Origin of the sequence: Pseudomonas taiwanensis DSM 21245, assembly GCF_000425785.1 — a bacterium.
GTDB lineage: Bacteria > Pseudomonadota > Gammaproteobacteria > Pseudomonadales > Pseudomonadaceae > Aquipseudomonas > Aquipseudomonas taiwanensis.
Window position 1 is genome coordinate 1 of the sequence record NZ_KE384451.1, and the last position, 17,086, is coordinate 17,086.

The following is a 17,086-nucleotide window of genomic DNA, read 5'->3' on the forward strand; positions in this document are numbered from 1 at the left end:
GCGTTTGCAAGATCGAGCGCCGCCCGCGCGGCGCATCGCGAGCAAGGCTCGCTCCTACGTTTGTTTACGGCCAATAACGCCTGTGACAGACGCGCGCGACCGCCTTGTTTGTACGGCGCGATATCGAGCCATGCGCCAACGCGTTCGCGCACGAATCTCGCAGGAATAATTGGCCCGAAACAAACGTGGGAGCGAGCCTTGCTCGCGATGCGCCGCGCGGGCGGCGCTCGATATACGCATCACCGCTAAACCATGACAGCCACCTAGCATCCCCAACCCATATCAAGAATCAGGCGAAGACGAAATACTTGCGCACGGTCTCGACCACTTCCCAGGTGCCCTTCATTCCCGGTTCGATCACGAACACATCACCGGCTTTGAGGTGCTTGGGCTCTTCACCTTCCGGGGTGATGATGCAATAGCCATCGAGGAAGTGGCAGAACTCCCACTTTTCGTAATTCACCTCGAACTTGCCTGGCGTGCAGATCCAGGTACCCATGATCTTGCTGCCGTCGGCAGACAAGTAGGCGTTGAGGTTGACGGTGTGCGGATCGCCGCCGATGCGCTTCCACTTGGTGGCGTCCACGACCGGCGTCGGGCAGGTCTCGCGCAGGACGGTGATGAAATCGGACATGGCACAACTCCTGGTGACTGGCTGAATGACGTATCACCATAGGGCCATTGGCCGAGCGCCAGTTGCCTGGGCTCGACGTCCAGCTGCCTGACCGCGCTATGCCGTCGACCCGTGCAGCGCCACGGCTCACGCCCACCAGTAGCGCACAAAGTGAAAGAACACCGGCGCAGCGAAGCACACTGAATCCATCCGATCGAGCATGCCTCCGTGGCCCTCGATCATGTGCCCCCAGTCCTTGACCCCACGGTCGCGTTTGATCGCCGACATCACCAGCCCACCGAAAAAGCCCATGGCATTGACCGTCAAGGCCATCAATGCAGCCTGCCAGAAGCTGAACGGGGTGATCCAGCACAGTAGGGCGCCGACCAAGGTCGCCAGTGCCACACCGCCGGCCAGGCCTTCGATGGTCTTCGACGGTGACAGGTTGGGCGCCACCTTGTGCTTGCCGAACAACTTGCCGCACACGTACTGCAGCACGTCGCTGATCTGCACCACCAGAATCAGCCAGGCGATCAACAACAGGTTGCGGCCTTCGTAACCGGGTATATCGAGGGTCAGCAGGGCGGGTACCGAAGACAGGCAGTAAACCGCGATCATCAGGCCCCACTGTACCTTCGAGGCCCGTTCCAGAAAGCGCGTGGTGTCACCGCCGAAGCTGGCCAGAATCGGCAGCAGCAGGAACAGGTACACCGGGATGAAGATGCTGAACAACCCGTACCAGTCCATGGCAATCAGCAAATATTGCACCGGCAGCGCCACGTAGAATGCGGCCACGAGCGCCGGGTAGTCGCTGCGTCGGGTCGGGGTGAGGGTCATGAACTCGCGCAAGGCGTAGAACGAAACGCCGTAGAACAACACGATCACACCGTACTTGCCGAACAGGAAGGCGATGCCGATCACCAGTACCATCACCCACCAGGCATTGATGCGGGCGTTGAGGTTGTCGATTACCGCATGAGGGGCAGGGCCTGCACGCCATTTGAGCAAGCGACCGATCACACTGGCGAGCAATAGGAGCGCGCCAATACCGGCGAACAGCAGAAGGGTGTTGTCGTCCATGTCAGGCATCCTTTGGTGCCAGATTCAGCAGGGCCTGACTGGCCCGCTCTAGAAAGTCCTGCTTGCCCTCGTCGGCCTGCAGGTGAATGGGCTCACCAAAACTCAAGGTGCACAACAGCGGCAACGGTAGGGCCCGGCCCTTGGGCATCACACGGTTGAGGTTGGCGATCCAGACGGGCACCAATTGCATGCCGGGATTGGCGGCGGCCAAATGGAACAACCCACTTTTGAAGGGCATCAGCGGCTCATCGCCCAGGTTGCGGGTGCCCTCCGGGAAGAAGATCAGGGAGTCGCCCTGGGCCAGGGCGTCGAAGATCGGTTGCAGTGGGTTGCCCTGGCCTTCGACCCGGTGCCGGTCGATCAGCACCCCGTTGAACACTTTGCGGATCAGAAAGTCGCGCAGCCCAGGCTTGGCCCAGTAATCGGCGCCTGCCACGGGCCGGGTATGCCTGCGCAGCGGCGCAGGCAGTGAGGCCCAGATCAGCACGAAATCGCCGTGGCTGCTGTGGTTGGCGAAATACAGGCGTTGCACCGGTTGCGGTGCGCAGCCTAGCCACAGGGCGCGGGCGCCGGTGATCAGGCGCGCTGCGCTGGTGATGATGAAGGCAGTCAGGGCGGCAAGCATGGCTCGGTGATCATCCAATGAAAGGCACTGTCAGCAGGGTAGCCAACGTCAGCAGCGCCTGCAGGCCAAGGCACAGGGTCTGACGGCGCAACAGCGCCAGTGCCGCCTGGCTTCGGGCAGACCAGTCGCGGGCGTCTTCGGGCTGGGTTTTCAAATGCAGGTCGAACAGGGCATGGTCCAGAGCCTGGGTATCGGCCGCCAAATCGGTGCTGGCGCCAAGTCGGGCGAACAGGTCGGCGTCCAGCGCGACACGTACCGCCCAGTATTTGTGCAACACACCGAGGGCGAGCAGGGCAGCGCACAGCAGGCTGGCCGATGGCGTCAGCGCTGCACCCAGCAGCGGCGCCAGGCCATAGGCCAAGGCCAGCAGGCTGATGCCATCGGACAGACGCTCCAGCTGCGCGCCACGACCGAGCAGGCTGGCCACCACCATCAGCTTCATGGCGGGCTGCCCAGCCGTTGCAGCGCCAGGCGATGGGCGGGCGACAGCACCACGCCCTCGCGAGCCTTGCGGATCAGTACCTGTGCATGGGCGATGTCGCTGCATCGACCAGTCAATAGCAGCCAGGCGGCGACCGCGCTGGCACTGCGCGAGTAGCCCAACGCGCAGCAGACCAGCAAAGGGCCTTGGTGGCGCGACCGCTCGATCGCCGCGGCGGCTTGCTGCAGCAACTGGCTGTTCGGCGCGATCAGGTCGAGCGTGGCCAGCACGTGGTAATCGACCCCCTGGGTCATCGGGCAAGGCAGTTCCGCACAGAGGTCGACGATTGCGGCATAGCTCGAAGCTTCAACTTGGCCTGGAATACGCCCCAGGAAAACCCCGTCGCAGACTGCGTCGGCATTGGGGTGACGCCATGTCCACAGTCGCGAATTGATCCATGCCGCCAGCGTGTAGGGGGCAAGCAGCGCGCTGGCGGCAATCGACAAGCGTCCGTCATCACCTTTCTGAAAACCCTGTGCGCCCAGCGCCGCGTAGTTCAGCGCTACCAGCAGCAGCGCCACGGCCGGCCAAAGCAGCCATAACCCGGCACCACCCACCAGCAGCGCAATTACCACGCTGCCCATCGCCCCGGCCCCATAGCGCAGCGCCAGGCGCCAGCGATACGGTTCGCGAGCCAGGTGGGCATGCTGCCAGGGCAACTGGCCCTTAGGCGGCCAGAGCCAGAGGCAGGCGAATCCGGACAATGCTCCGGTGGGCAGGTCGATGAAGTGATGCTGCCAAGTGGTGAGCACGGACACCCCGATCAGCGCCATCCACCCATGCATGACCCAACGCCAGAGCGGGCGATGCAGATGCCGGGCGAACATCGACCAGATGATGACCAAGAGTGCGATGTGCAGCGAGGGGGCCTGGTTGAATGGCTTGTCGAACCCCATCAGCACCTCGAACAGCCAGCCGAACAGACCATCCATTGCCGGCCGTTCGAAGGTGAAACGCAGGGGCCAGAGCAGAAAGCAGCTGACACTGATCACCTGCGCGGTGAGCAGGGCCAGGGCATGGCGGTCCATTTCGCGGCGTGTACGCGGCAGCAGGAAGGACAGGCCATAAAGGAGGTCGATCGACCAGTACGGCAGGATGGTCCAGGGCCAGAGCGGTATGTGCCGTTCCCAGGCGAACACCAGGCTGCCGACATCGTCGCGGCCCTCGGTGTGACTGTTGGCCAGGCCATAGCTGAGGAAGAAGACTGGCCCGAGCAGCAACAGCCACAGCACGCCTCGCCGGATAAGCCCAGGCTCACGCATCGGCTTCACTCACGAACTCGCTGCGCCAGGCTCACGCTGAAGATGCCCCATTCATCGATGCGCTGGGCCAGCTTGCGAAAACCCGCGGCTTCCACCAGTTGGTCCATCTCTGCCTGGCTGCGTCGCCGCATCACCCAGGCCTCGCCACCACGATGGCTGGTAAGGGCGCGGGCGATCATCTCAAGCTGCGGGTGCCAGGGTTGGCCGGTGTAGACCAGGTAACCGCCATTCTCCACGGCCTCGGCAAGGCCAGCCAGCGAGTTGCCAACCAGGGTGTTGCTGGCGAACAGTTCATACAGGCCGGACACCACGGCCAGGGTCGGGCGTGGCTCCAGCGCAGCCAGGCCCTGTCGGTCGAATGCATCGGCCTGTACGAAGCGAGCGATGTTGGCCAAACCCTTTTCTTCGATCAGGGCACTGCCCTGTTGCACGTTCAGTTCGCTGTAGTCGCGCAGCAAAATCGAGTCCGGCTGCCGATCATGTGCCTGCAAAGCTTCGAGAATGTAGCGGCCATGGCCTGCCGCGATATCGACGATATGCACGGGTCGCTGTTGCTCGCGCAGGCGATCGATGGCCAGTCGCAGCAATTCCTCGACGTGCAGCTTGCGTTGGCGGATGCCTCGCCAGCCTATGGCGTTCAGGTAGTTCTGGTCGATCAGACGGCCCAGTGACCCCTTGCCCGAGGGCTGGTTGCGGTAGACGTAGTCGAGTGTGCTGCCAGAGTCGAAGCCGGTGTCGAAGCCCAGCCTCACGCCTTCGGAGAAGCCCCTGCCCAGGCGCAGCCCTGCGCGGGTGGCGCGCCAGTAAAGCTCGCGGGGCGAGTTGCGGGGTAGCGGCGCGGCGAGGCTTTCGGCTTCGGCGCAGCTGGCGCCGGTCTTGTCCGCATCGAGCAAGCTGGGCGCTGCCACGGGGTTGTCGAAGCTGTGCTCGACGAAGCGCTCGATGCGCCTGAGTACATGGCCGCGGTCGCGTTCGCCCAGGGTGTCGTGGAAGAAGCCGGGAAGCACATGCATTTCCTTGCGCAGGCACCCAAGGCGCTCGAAGAAGCGCTCCTGCGGTGCGCGCTCGACCACCAGGTCGGCCCCCGACACCAGCAGTTGGGTCGGCACCTGGATCGCCTGGGCATCGGCGACCACGCGGTCGGCTGCCTCGTACAAGCCCAGCAGCATGGTTACCGAAATGGGCCGGCTGATCAGCGGGTCGGCGATGTACGACATGACCCGCTCCGGGTCGTGGGTCAGCAGGCGCGGCTTGACATAGCTGTTGACGAAGAAGTTGCCGCGCAGGGCCTTGAGCAACTTCAGGCCTGGGCGGGCGAAGGGCACGTACAGCTTCACCTTGAAGGCCGGCGAGGCAAGCACCAGGCAGCGCACCTTGGGGGCGTAGTCATGGGCCCAGGTGGCGATCAGAACCGCGCCGACGCTCTGGGCAAGCACCACGATGTCTGGCTCGGCAATACCGTGGCGCGCCTGGATGTGCTCGATGAAGGTCTGCACATCACGCACGCTGGTGGCAAACCCTGGGCTATCGCCGCGAGCACCGGGCGACTGGCCATGGCCACGCGCATCCCAGGCGAAGAAGTCGTAGCCAGGCATGTCCAGCTCGTCGGCCAGATGAGCCATGCGCCCGCCGTGTTCATGGCCTCGGTGGAACATCACCACCGCCCGTCTTGGCTGATGTTCGTTTCGGGTGGCGGGCCAATGACGGTAATGCAGTTCGACACCATCATGGGTAGGGAAATACAGCGATTGCGCTTGGCGCATGGCGAAGGTCCTTGTCCGGCGACACTAGGCTCAGCGGGTTTCTACCAGACCCTGGCGAACCCGGTTGTAGAGGGTATAGAGCGAGAGGGCGAGGATGACCAGCAGCAGGCCGTCGATCCACGCCGGGCTCAGGAGGTGGAACGCCACGCCCGCGCCCAGCAGGCCGAAGGCGAAGGCCCGGTCGCTTTTGCCCATGGGGCCGTCATAGCGCCGCGAAGCACCCACCAGCGGCCCCATGACCCCGGCGTATTCGCTGATCAGCGCACTGATCACCACCAGTACCACCAGCAGTGGCGTCACCCCAGGCAAGCATGCGAATGGCAGGTAGAGCGCGGTGTCCGCGATCACGTCGCACAGCTCGTTCAGGTAAGCCCCCAGTTTCGATTGCTGGCCGAATTCACGGGCCAGCATGCCATCGACCGCATTGAGCGCCATGCGCAGCAACATCCATATGGGGATCAGGATGAACAGCCATGTGACAGGGCTCAACCACGCCAACAGCAAACCCAGCAATACCGACACCAGTGCCGCTGCGACCGTGACCTGGTTGGCCGTGACGCCACGGCCGTGGAGACGGTCTACCGCAGGGCGCAACAGGGCCTGGAAGTGTGGTTTCAATTGGTAGATCGATAGCACATCAGGCTCCCATTGCAGTTCGGTATTGCAGGACGACTGGAGCAAGTGGCCTCGAGCCTGAGGGCTACGGCTCGATGAGCTGCCTCAGGTATCCTCTTGCCAGAGCAATGGTAGTCAATGGTTGGAGGATCGCGGGTGGGTTCGTTGTGAAACGGCGCACTATGTGATCTTTCTGACGTATGAAGCAGACGAGTCCTACATCGGCTGCGTGAGGGGCCGCTTGTCACCTTTGGCGTGTAGCAAGCTGCTGACCAAGCCAGCCGTATAACCTGGCAGCGCGGCGAAGTCCCGCGCACAGAGCAGCAGTTGCCGCTTGGCCCAATCCTCCTGCAGTCTTCGCCAATGCAACGCGAGTGTCGCTTCCCAACGGCGTACCGAGGCCAGCGGCACGATGCCGATACCGGCGCCCCCGGCCACCATACGGATCAACCCATCGAAACCCTCCGCCCGTACCCGCACCTGCATGCGTCGCCCCTGTCGCAGCGCTTGTTCTTCAAGGTGCAGCGCCAATGCACTGCTCGCATCCAGGCCCACATGGCCATGGGCGAGGCTGGCGTTGAAACTGACATCTTCAAGGCTTGCCAGCGGGTGGTCAGGGGACATCACCAGCACCAATGGATCTTCGCGAAACGGGAGAGTCTGCAAATGATCACTGGGCACGGCGGTGGAGATGATGCCAAGGTCGGCCATGCCCTGGGTGATCGACTGGACGATGCGCAGGCTCGGCAGCTCTTGTACATCGATGCTGACGCCCGGTTGCTCGGCCAGGTAACCGGCCAGCAGCTCCGGCAGGTATTCGGTCAGTGCCGCCGTGTTGCACAGCAGGCGTACCTGGCCTTGCTGCCCCTGGGCATATTGCGCCAGGTCGAACTGCAACCGCTCGACCTGCTGCCCGATCATCCGGGCATGCTGCAACAGCGCCTGGCCAGCAGGCGTCGGCTGCACGCCCCGGCGATTACGGGCCAGCAGCGCAATCCCGAGCGAGCTCTCCATCGCACGGATACGCGCACTGGCCGCGGGCAGGGACAGGTGGCTGCGCTGGGCACCTGCCGTGATACTGCTGCACTCCAGCACATGCTGGAACAGGTTCAGGTCGATCAAGTCGAAGTGCATGTGCCTCTGTCCTGGCAAGAGTCAGGCTGAGTATATGGCAGATGTTCAAACCAGCGGATACTGCCCATCATGGGCGCATGAACACACTGATCGCTTTCTACCAAGACATAGGACCGGCGCTGTCGTTGCTGGTGGTGATGACCTTCCTGCTGGCCGGTACGGTCAAGGGTGTCATCGGCCTGGGCCTGCCGACCATCGCCATGGGGCTGTTGGGTCTGGCTATGACGCCGGCACAGGCTGCGGCGTTGTTGATCGTTCCGTCGACGTTGACCAACCTGTGGCAATTGGGTGCTGGCGGGCACCTGCTGGCGTTGTTGCGCCGTCTGGGCCCCCTGTTGCTGATGATCGTCGTTGGCACCCTGCTTGGCAGCGCCTGGTTGGGTATCGACAGCGGACCTTGGGCCGTTCATGCGCTGGGCGCGGCGTTGCTCGCCTACGCGCTGTACGGCCTGGTCGGCCGTGGTTTTCAGCTATCGCCAGCGCAGGAAAGATGGCTAGGCCCCCTGTGCGGACTGGTGACCGGCGTGGTGACGGCGGCAACCGGCGTGTTCGTGATGCCGGCGGTACCTTTTCTGCAGGGCCTTGGGCTGAACCGTGACGAAATGATCCAGGCCTTGGGCCTATCGTTCACGGTGTCTACGCTGGCCCTGGCCATTGGCCTGGCCAGGCAGGATGCCCTTGGCGGTCAAGCCTTGGGCGCATCGCTGCTGATGCTGGCGCCAGCATTGCTGGGCATGCTGGCCGGCCAGTGGTTGCGCCAACGCATCAGCGCGGTAGGGTTCAAGCGTTGCTTCTTCGTGGGCCTGGCCGCGTTGGGCGGCCACCTGCTGGTCAACGGCTAGCGGATGAAGGGCTGAGCATCTCGATGAGCTGGATATCGAAATCGCGCTCCAGGTAGTCCATGCGCTTTTCAAAGAATTCGCGCATGTGCGGCAAGGCCGAGTGCTCATCCAGGGCGGCCTTGCTGGCCCAGACTTCGTAGAACACGAACAGGGTCGGGTCTTGCTTGTCGCGCAGCATGTGGTATTCGACGCAGCCCGGTTCCTGGCGGCTCGGTTCTACGTACGCCCGGAACAGGGTTTCAAAGGCTTCGGACTTTTCAGGACGGGTTTTGGCCTTGAGGATGAAGGCGTGCTGCTCGCTCATGGGGGGTGCCTCTAAGGTTGAATGACTGAAACGATTCTAAGGCAACAATGGCCGAACCATTGATGATTTCAAGGCAAAAGTATTTTGCCCCAAGGCCGCTTTTTCTCAGCTTGCCCGCTCCGTAACCTGCCGCCATCCCATTCGGCTCGATCGGCAGGCGCAGCGCCTCGGATCGACACCCACGTTCGAGGTTACCCATGAAAAAGATCCTGTTGCTCAACGGCGGCAAGCAGTTCGCCCATTCCGACGGTCGTCTGAACCAGACCCTGCACGATGCGGCGGTTGCCTACCTGGACCGCGCCGGTTTCGATGTGCGGGAAACGTTCATCGATGGCGGCTACGACGTCGCTGAAGAAGTGCAGAAGTACCTGTGGGCCGATGTGGTCATCTACCAGATGCCAGGTTGGTGGATGGGCGCGCCGTGGACCGTGAAGAAGTACATCGACGAAGTCTTTACCGCAGGCCATGGCAGCCTCTACGCCAACGATGGTCGCACCCGGTCGGATGCCTCGCAGAAGTACGGCAGCGGCGGACTCGTGCAGGGCAAGCAGTACATGATTTCGGCGACCTGGAATGCTCCTGAGCAAGCCTTCGACGACCCGACCGACTTCTTCGAAGGTAAAGGTGTGGATGCGGTGTACTTCCCGTTCCACAAGGCCAATCAGTTCCTCGGCATGACTGGTTTGCCGACGTTCCTGGCGGTGGATGTGATGAAGCGGCCTGACGTACCGGCGGCGCTGGCAGCGTATGAGGCGCACCTGGGAGAGGTGTTCGGCAAGCAAGGGTAACGGTTTCGCGGTGCCTGTGCCGGCCTCATCGTCGGCGAGCCGGCGCCTGCAGGCACTGTGCTTGACTTGCGCAGTGCCCGGCGACCCGCTATCAATCACAGCACTTTTCGATACAGGCCTGCCACGTGAAAACCCGATCCGAAGAACTCCAGGTTTTCGTCGCCGTCATCGACAGCGGCTCCATTTCCGCCGCTGCCGAGCAACTGGGCCAGACGCCGTCTGCTGTCAGCCGCACCCTGTCGCGTCTGGAGGCCAAACTCGATACCACGCTGGTCAACCGTACCACCCGACGCATGGACCTGACCGAAGAAGGCCGCTTCTTCCTTGAGCGCTCGCGGCTCGTCCTCGAACAGATGGATGAAATGGAAGAGCGTCTGTCGATGAACCGCCAGACCCCCTCCGGCCGCCTGCGTATCAACGCCGCTGCCCCGTTCATGCTCCATGCCATCCTGCCGTGGATTGGCGAGTTCCGGCGCCTGTACCCCGGCATCGAGCTGGAGCTGAACACCGACGACCTGATCATCGACCTTCTGGAGCAAAGCACCGACGTGGCCATTCGCATCGGTGAACTGGCCGATTCGAGCCTGCATGCGCGTTCGCTGGGGTGCAGCCCCGTGCAGGTGCTGGCCAGCCCGGCCTACCTGGAGCGGCACGGCGCGCCGCAGCGAGTGGAAGACCTCGACGACCACTGCTTGCTCGGCTTCAGCCAACCCGAGGTGCTCAATCAATGGCCGCTGCGCCATGCGCACGGCGATCGCTGGACGATTCGTCCGGCACTCATCGCTTCGAGCGGCGAAACCCTGCGCCAGTTGGCCTTGGCGGGAGAGGGCATCGTCAGCCTCTCGCACTTCATGACCCACGAGGACATTCGTACCGGTCGTCTTCAGGTCGTGCTGGGCGATGCCAACAATGGCTACCGGCAGCCGATCAACGCGGTGTACTACCGCAACACGCAATTGGCCCTGCGTATCCAGTGCTTCCTGGATTTCATCCAGAACAAATTGGCGATGTACGCCTGCTGAGTTGCCTGGGGGCGACAATTGCTGTCCAAGGGCGGCGAAAGCTCCTAGGCTCTGTACGAAAAGCGTTGATACTCGGTGATGCTGCGTTGAAAACAGCCTGACCTTCGTCTCAAGACTTTTCACACAGAGCCGAAGGTTGTTTGCACGGTCGGTAAGTTCCGGTATTACTGACCGATCAACAAAAACAACACCAAGGAAGTGTTATGCGTAACGTCCTGTTCACGTCCATGGCTCTCGGAGCCGCGATTCTGAGCTGTTCTTCGGCTTACGCCGTAACCCTTGAGGGCGCAGCGGTGGCTGCACCTGATCAATATGGTGCGCAGGTGGCCGCCGATATCCTGAAGAAAGGCGGCAACGCAGTGGACGCCGCAGTGGCCACTGCCTTCACCCTGGCGGTGACCTACCCTGAGGCAGGCAACATCGGCGGTGGTGGTTTCATGACCCTGTTCGTCGACGGCAAGCCCTATTTCCTCGACTACCGCGAAGTGGCGCCCAAAGCTGCAACGCGCAACATGTACCTGGACGAAAAAGGCGAGGTGATCGAGAACCTCAGCCTGGTCGGCGCCCGCGCAGCAGGCGTGCCTGGCACTGTCATGGGCTTGTGGGAAGCGCACCAGAAGTTCGGCAAGTTGCCCTGGAGCGAACTGCTGACCCCCGCCATCGGCTATGCCAAGAATGGCTTCAAGGTCGCGCAGAAACAGTACCAGTACCGTGACGACGCCCAGGGCCTGTTCAAGGCGGGCACCAACTTCAACGACTACTTTTCCAGCATGAAGGTCGGCGAGCTGTTCAAGCAGCCGGAAATGGCGCAAACCCTCGAGCGCATCGCCGACAAAGGTGCCAGCGAGTTCTACCAGGGCAAGACCGCCGATTTGCTGGTGGCGCAGATGCAAGCCGACAAAGGCCTGATCACCAAGGAAGACCTCAAGGACTACAAGGCCATCTGGCGCCAACCGATGGCAATCGACTGGCGTGGCAATGTGGTCTACACCGCTCCGCCGCCCAGCTCGGGAGGCGTTGCCCTGGCGCAATTGCTGGGCATCAAGGCCAACCGCGAAGCTGACTTCAAGGGCGTGGAGCACAACTCGGCGCGCTACATCCACTTGTTGGCCGAAATCGAAAAGCGGGTGTTCGCCGACCGTGCCGACTACCTGGGCGACCCGGCCTTCACCCAGGTGCCGGTGGACAAGCTGATTGCCAAGGACTATCTGGCCAAGCGCGCAGCCCAGGTCAACCCGAATGCCATCTCCGATACCGATGGCGTCAAGCCGGGGCTGGAGTCGCACCAGACCACGCACTTCTCCATCGTCGACAAGCAGGGCAACGCCGTCAGTAACACCTACACCCTGAACCTCGACTACGGCAGCGGCGTAGTGGTCAAGGGGGCGGGCTTCCTGCTCAACGATGAGATGGACGACTTCAGTGCCAAGCCTGGCGCAGCCAATGCCTTCGGTGTGGTGGGAGGCGCGGCCAATGCCATCGAACCTGGCAAACGCATGCTCTCGTCCATGAGCCCGAGCCTGATGACGCGCGATGGCAAGGTGGTGCTGGTGATCGGTACGCCAGGCGGCTCGCGGATCTTCACCTCGATCTTCCAGGTGATGAACAACTTGTACGACTATGGCATGCCGCTTGAGAAGGCAGTCGCGGCCCAGCGCGTGCACCATCAGTTGTTGCCCAAGGACACCCTCTACTATGACAGTTATGCACCGCTCACCGGGCCAGTGGCGGATGAGCTGAGGAAGATGGGTTATGTGCTGGAGGACCAGGGCTGGGAGATGGGTGATATCCAGGCGATCCGGGTGACGGGAGAAAAGCTTGAGACGGCCTCTGACCCGCGTGGACGTGGGGTAGGGATGATCGTCAAGTGATACTGGACTGACCGTGCTGACGCATTCGCGGGTGAACCCGCCCCCACCGGTACGGCGCCTTGCGCCGATTCCGTGGGAGCGGTTCTACCCGCCAAGGCCATCTCTCGGTCAAACGCGGAACTGACTGACCAGCATCTGCAGGTGCCCACCCAGGCGAGCCAGCTCCACGCTGGAGGCCGCCGTCTCGTCACTGGCCGCCGCGGTCTGCTCCGACACATCCCGGACATTGAGGATGCTACGGCTGATTTCCTCGGCCACGGCGCTCTGCTGCTCGGCCGCTGCCGCGATCTGCTGGTTCATCGACTGGATGTTCGACACCGTACTGGTGATGCTTTCCAGCGATGCACCGGCCTTGCGCGCCAGCTCGACGCTGCTGTCGGTCAGGGTGCGGCTACCTTGCATGGCGTTGGCCACCTGCTGGGTGCCACTTTGTAGGCTGGCCACCAGCTCTTCGATCTCTTCGGTGGATTTCTGCGTACGCTGGGCCAAACCGCGCACCTCGTCGGCGACCACCGCGAAACCACGGCCGGCCTCGCCAGCACGGGCCGCTTCGATGGCGGCGTTCAGGGCCAGCAGGTTGGTCTGCTCGGCGACCGACTTGATCACGTCCATGACGCTGCCTATCTTCTGGCTCTCCTGCTGCAGCAGGTTCATGGCCTCGGTAGAACGGTGTACTTCCTCGGCCAGGCGCTCGATCTGGCTGATCGCTTCACCGACCACGCGATCACCGGCCCGGGCTTCGCCGTCGGCACCGGTGGCGGCATGGGAAGCGTGTTCGGCATTGCGCGCCACTTCCTGAACCGTGGCGGCCATTTCATGCATGGCCGTGGCGACCTGGTCGGTTTCGACTTTCTGGCTGTTGGCGCCGGCGCTGGTCTGCTCGGTGACGGCCGAAAGCTCCTCGGCGGCGCTGGCGATTTGGGTAACCCCGTCGCGAATGCCGGAGATCAGTTCGCGCAGGGTGGTGCCCATGCGGGCGATGCCCTGCTGCAGCACACCGATTTCGTCGCGGCGGGTCACCCGCAGATCGTGGGTGAGGTCGCCGCCAGCGATCCGTTCCACCGCGTGCAAGGTTTCGCGCAGCGGGCGGGTGATCTGGCGGGTGATGATGACCGCCGCCAGCACACCTACCAGCAGTGCCAGCAGGGTGGCGATGGTCTGCAGGCTGCGGGCCTGGGTGCTTTCCGCGTCACGACGCTCAAGTTGGATCTTGTACAGCGCATCGCTGCGCTTGACGATGTCCGCGCCCTGTACGGTCATTTCCGCGCGTGCAGTGGTGATACCGGCGACGGCATCGCGGAACTGACGCACGGCATCCCGGTAGGCCTGCACCGACTGCTCGAACTGCTGCAGGCGGTTGGCGTCGCCAGGCAGTTGGCGCTTGAGGGTTTCGACTTCAGCCAGCGCCGCGTCGAGCTGGCGCAATGCGGCTTGTTCGTTGGCAGCAGTGTTGTCGGCAATGTAGCCGCGTACATCGATGCGCACCTGCAACAATTGCTGGCGGGTCTTGCTGATCAGTTGGTACTGGGCCAGACGCACGCTGTCGGTCTCTGGGCGGGCCATGACCTCCTCGCTGAGGGTGTCCATGGCTTGGTCAGCCTTGATGGCCGAGCTGTTCATGGCTTCGCGGGCCGCCAGGGAGTTCTTGTAACCGGCGCGCATCTTGTTCAGCGACACCTTGTACTCGCTGATGGTCTGGCCCAGTTCATTGAGCAGCTTGACGTTCTCTGGGCTCTTGAAGGTATTGGCCAGGTATTGCTGCTGCTTGCTGAAGGCATCGAGCTTGGCCTGGGTATTGGCTGCCGCTGCGTCATCGCCGTTGGCGATCATGTATTGCAGGCGCGCGACCCGAAGGTCGGTCAGGTCTTTGTTGAGCTGACCGATGTCGCCCATCCAATTGCTACGGTCGATCAGGCTGCCCAGACTGGTCCAGCCAGTCAGGGCCAGCAGGCCGGTCAGGACAAGGACCAGGCCAAAGCCCAGGCCCAGCTTGAGGTTTACGCTGATGTTGGCGAACCAGCTGTTCATGCACGCTCTCCAGAAAAATGATTTCGCTCGCTTGATCTTCGATCGCTAGGCGTTGTTCTTCTGGGTGCCTGCTGATTCGTGCAGCAGTTATCGGCAAGAAAAACGGAAGCTGAAACGCTTTTTCAGCTGATTTGTAACCTTATGAAAACGTTTGCGTTTTCATAAGGCCGTGGGTGGACTTACCCGTGAATCTCAAAGATTCCGCGCACTGAAGGTATCGCAGCTGTTCACATCCCCCTGGGCGAAACCGGTCTTGAACCAACGCACCCGTTGTTGCGAAGTGCCATGGGTGAACGAATCGGGCACCACGCGCCCTTGGCCCTGCTGTTGCAGGCGGTCGTCACCGATGGCATTGGCGGCATTGAGCGCTTCTTCGACATCACCCGGCTCAAGCCAGTTGAGCCGCTGCTGCGCCTGATAAGCCCAGACGCCGGCCAGGCAGTCGGCCTGCAGTTCCTGGCGTACCAGCAGGCCATTGTCGCCCTCCATGCGCTGGCCGTTGCGCCGCGCGGCATCGACCTTGGCCGACACGCCGAGCAGGGTCTGCACGTGGTGACCGATCTCATGGGCGATGACATAGGCTTGGGCGAAGTCGCCTGCGGCAGCGAAACGGGTTTCCATTTCACGGAAGAAGGTCATGTCCAGGTACACCCGTTGGTCCGCCGGGCAGTAGAACGGGCCCACCGCCGCCGAGGCAAAGCCGCAGGCCGAGTTGACCTGGCCGCTGAACAGCACGAGCTTGGGGTCGCGGTATTGCTTGCCGGCCTGGGAGAACAGAGCCTTCCAGGTATCTTCGGTGTCGCCGAGGATCGAGGCGACGAACTCGGCCTGCTCGTCGTTGGCCGGCGGCGCCTTGCCGCCAGCCCCACTGGGGACTTGTTGCTGCTGTTCCATCTGCCCGGCGAGCTGGCCAAGGATCTGCAGAGGGTCCTGTCCGGTGAGCCAGCCAATGCCGACGATCAGTAGGATTGCACCCAGCCCCAGCCCCTTGCCGCCGCCAAAGCGCATGCCGCCGCCACCACCTTCGCCTCGGGCATCGACCACATTGTCGCTGCGTCGGCCTTTTCGCCATTCCATGAAGTGCGCTCCAGAGCGTGAAACATGAAGACATAGGTTAGTTCAGTGCAGCGCAACCTGTTAGCCCTGGGTAGAGATGCATAACCATTTGGTTATGTAATTGGCGCGTGTTTTCAATATTCATCCCGCGCGACTTATCTGAAACTGCAAGTCCGCCTGTCATCCACAGGCGTTCTGATAATTCCAAGAGAGGAAATCGGCATGCCCGCTCAGGACAACAGCCGCTTCGTGATCCGTGATCGCAACTGGCACCCCAAGGCCCTCACGCCCGACTACAAGACGTCCGTTGCCCGCTCTCCGCGCCAGGCTCTGGTCAGTATTCCGCAGTCGATCAGCGAAACCACCGGTCCGGACTTTTCCCACCTGGGCTTTGGCCCGCACGACCATGACCTGCTGCTGAACTTCAACAATGGTGGCCTGCCGATCGGCGAGCGCATCATCGTGTCCGGCCGCGTCGTCGACCAGTACGGCAAGCCTGTGCCGAACACCCTGGTCGAGATGTGGCAAGCCAACGCCGGTGGTCGCTACCGGCACAAGAACGACCGTTACCTGGCGCCGCTGGACCCGAACTTCGGTGGTGTCGGCCGCTGCCTGACCGACCGTGACGGCTACTACAGCTTCCGCACCATCAAGCCCGGTCCGTACCCATGGCGCAACGGCCCGAACGACTGGCGTCCGGCGCACATCCACTTCTCCATCAGCGGCCCGTCGATTGCCACCAAACTGATCACCCAGCTGTACTTCGAAGGTGATCCGTTGATTCCGATGTGCCCGATCGTCAAGTCGATCGCCAACCCCGAAGCCGTGCAGCAGTTGATCGCCAAGCTCGACATGAGCAACGCCAACCCCATGGACTGCCTGGCGTACCGCTTCGACATCGTGCTGCGTGGCCAGCGCAAGACCCACTTCGAGAACTGCTGAGGACCCCGACATGCCCATCGAACTGCTGCCGGAAACCCCTTCGCAAACCGCCGGCCCATACGTACACATCGGCCTGGCCCTGGAAGCGGCCGGCAACCCGACCCGTGCTCAGGAAATCTGGAACTGCCTGGCCAAGCCAGACGCCCCAGGCGAACACATCCTGTTGATCGGCCATGTATATGACGGCAACGGCCACCTGGTGCGGGATTCGTTCCTGGAAGTGTGGCAGGCGGATGCCAACGGCCAGTACCAGGATGCCTTCAACCTGGAAAATGCCTTCAACAGCTTCGGTCGCACCGCCACCACCTTCGATGCGGGTGAGTGGACCTTGCAGACGGTCAAGCCGGGTGTCGTGAAGAACGCTGCGGGCGTGCCCATGGCGCCGCACATCAACATCAGCCTGTTTGCCCGAGGCATCAACATTCATCTGCACACGCGGGTGTATTTCGATGACGAGGCAGATGCCAACGCCAAGTGCCCGGTGCTCAACCTGATCGAGCAGCCGCAGCGCCGCGAGACGCTGATTGCCAAGCGTTGCGAGGTGGATGGGAAGACGGCGTACCGTTTCGATATCCGTATTCAGGGGGAAGGGGAGACAGTCTTCTTCGACTTCTGATTCAAGCCTGGGGCTGCCTTGCAGCCCCTTCGCGACCCAAGGCC

18 protein-coding genes are annotated in these 17,086 nt (G+C 62.5%); 6 read left to right on the forward strand and 12 right to left on the reverse strand.

Going from position 1 to position 17,086, the window contains the following annotated elements:
* Positions 1-289: 289 nt before the first annotated feature.
* The 8 genes from H620_RS0121800 to H620_RS26080 all read right to left on the reverse strand — a co-directional run bounded on the left by H620_RS0121800 (position 290) and on the right by H620_RS26080 (position 7,573).
* Positions 290-634, reverse strand: a complete 345-nt coding sequence (locus H620_RS0121800) for a cupin domain-containing protein (protein WP_003258412.1) — start codon at positions 632-634, stop codon at positions 290-292.
* 126 nt (positions 635-760) lie between these two features.
* Positions 761-1,693: a phosphatidate cytidylyltransferase gene (locus H620_RS0121805; protein ID WP_023378676.1), complete on the reverse strand. Its 933-nt coding sequence runs from the start codon at positions 1,691-1,693 to the stop codon at positions 761-763.
* A 1-nt stretch (position 1,694) separates the two neighbouring features.
* Positions 1,695-2,318 (reverse strand): lysophospholipid acyltransferase family protein, encoded by a 624-nt coding sequence (locus tag H620_RS0121810; protein ID WP_027908032.1) that lies wholly within the window; start codon positions 2,316-2,318, stop codon positions 1,695-1,697.
* A 10-nt stretch (positions 2,319-2,328) separates the two neighbouring features.
* Entirely contained in the window at positions 2,329-2,760 is a 432-nt protein-coding gene (locus tag H620_RS0121815; protein ID WP_023378679.1) for a hypothetical protein, read from the reverse strand.
* A complete protein-coding gene (locus H620_RS0121820) occupies positions 2,757-4,070 on the reverse strand; it encodes a phosphatase PAP2/dual specificity phosphatase family protein (protein WP_027908033.1) in 1,314 nt (437 codons plus the stop codon). The genes H620_RS0121815 and H620_RS0121820 overlap by 4 nt, the downstream gene beginning before the upstream one ends.
* Positions 4,067-5,824, reverse strand: a complete 1,758-nt coding sequence (locus H620_RS0121825) for a bifunctional alpha/beta hydrolase/class I SAM-dependent methyltransferase (protein ID WP_027908034.1) — start codon at positions 5,822-5,824, stop codon at positions 4,067-4,069. Before H620_RS0121825 ends, H620_RS0121820 begins: the two co-directional genes overlap by 4 nt.
* Before the next feature lie 30 nt (positions 5,825-5,854).
* Positions 5,855-6,460 (reverse strand): CDP-alcohol phosphatidyltransferase family protein, encoded by a 606-nt coding sequence (locus tag H620_RS0121830; RefSeq protein WP_027908035.1) that lies wholly within the window; start codon positions 6,458-6,460, stop codon positions 5,855-5,857.
* A gap of 195 nt (positions 6,461-6,655) precedes the next feature.
* A complete protein-coding gene (locus H620_RS26080) occupies positions 6,656-7,573 on the reverse strand; it encodes a LysR family transcriptional regulator (RefSeq protein WP_049818843.1) in 918 nt (305 codons plus the stop codon).
* A 77-nt stretch (positions 7,574-7,650) separates the two neighbouring features.
* Here H620_RS26080 and H620_RS0121840 point away from each other — a divergent pair, with 77 nt between their 5' ends.
* Complete coding sequence (locus H620_RS0121840) at positions 7,651-8,415, forward strand: sulfite exporter TauE/SafE family protein (RefSeq protein ID WP_027908036.1); 765 nt, start codon at positions 7,651-7,653, stop codon at positions 8,413-8,415.
* On the opposite strand, the gene H620_RS0121845 is transcribed toward H620_RS0121840, so the two are convergent.
* Together H620_RS0121845 and H620_RS27130 are read right to left on the reverse strand one after the other, a co-directional pair.
* Positions 8,405-8,719 carry a putative quinol monooxygenase gene (locus H620_RS0121845; protein WP_023378686.1) on the reverse strand — a complete coding sequence of 105 codons (315 nt, stop codon included), beginning with the start codon at positions 8,717-8,719 and terminating at the stop codon, positions 8,405-8,407. The genes H620_RS0121840 and H620_RS0121845 overlap by 11 nt on opposite strands.
* Positions 8,673-8,918, reverse strand: a complete 246-nt coding sequence (locus tag H620_RS27130; protein WP_158491094.1) for a hypothetical protein — start codon at positions 8,916-8,918, stop codon at positions 8,673-8,675. Before H620_RS27130 ends, H620_RS0121845 begins: the two co-directional genes overlap by 47 nt.
* Between H620_RS27130 and mdaB the strand changes: the two genes are divergently transcribed.
* The 3 genes from mdaB (at position 8,917) to ggt (ending at position 12,400) form a co-directional block, all read left to right on the forward strand.
* On the forward strand, positions 8,917-9,507 hold the full coding sequence (mdaB, locus tag H620_RS0121850; RefSeq protein WP_023378687.1) for an NADPH:quinone oxidoreductase MdaB: 591 nt from the start codon (positions 8,917-8,919) through the stop codon (positions 9,505-9,507). The genes H620_RS27130 and mdaB overlap by 2 nt on opposite strands.
* A gap of 125 nt (positions 9,508-9,632) precedes the next feature.
* A complete protein-coding gene (locus H620_RS0121855) occupies positions 9,633-10,529 on the forward strand; it encodes a LysR family transcriptional regulator (protein WP_023378688.1) in 897 nt (298 codons plus the stop codon).
* 203 nt (positions 10,530-10,732) lie between these two features.
* Entirely contained in the window at positions 10,733-12,400 is a 1,668-nt protein-coding gene (gene ggt, locus H620_RS0121860) for a gamma-glutamyltransferase (RefSeq protein ID WP_023378689.1), read from the forward strand.
* A 108-nt stretch (positions 12,401-12,508) separates the two neighbouring features.
* Here the strand turns inward: ggt and H620_RS0121865 are convergent, their stop codons facing one another.
* Together H620_RS0121865 and ypfJ are read right to left on the reverse strand one after the other, a co-directional pair.
* Entirely contained in the window at positions 12,509-14,428 is a 1,920-nt protein-coding gene (locus tag H620_RS0121865) for a methyl-accepting chemotaxis protein (protein WP_023378690.1), read from the reverse strand.
* A gap of 192 nt (positions 14,429-14,620) precedes the next feature.
* Positions 14,621-15,505 carry a KPN_02809 family neutral zinc metallopeptidase gene (gene ypfJ, locus H620_RS0121870; protein WP_023378691.1) on the reverse strand — a complete coding sequence of 295 codons (885 nt, stop codon included), beginning with the start codon at positions 15,503-15,505 and terminating at the stop codon, positions 14,621-14,623.
* Between the two features lie 201 nt (positions 15,506-15,706).
* On the opposite strand from ypfJ, the gene pcaH reads away from it, so the two are divergent.
* Both pcaH and pcaG read left to right on the forward strand, forming a co-directional pair.
* Positions 15,707-16,426, forward strand: a complete 720-nt coding sequence (gene pcaH / locus H620_RS0121875) for a protocatechuate 3,4-dioxygenase subunit beta (protein ID WP_023378692.1) — start codon at positions 15,707-15,709, stop codon at positions 16,424-16,426.
* A 10-nt stretch (positions 16,427-16,436) separates the two neighbouring features.
* Complete coding sequence (gene pcaG, locus H620_RS0121880) at positions 16,437-17,042, forward strand: protocatechuate 3,4-dioxygenase subunit alpha (protein WP_023378693.1); 606 nt, start codon at positions 16,437-16,439, stop codon at positions 17,040-17,042.
* Positions 17,043-17,086: the final 44 nt, after the last annotated feature.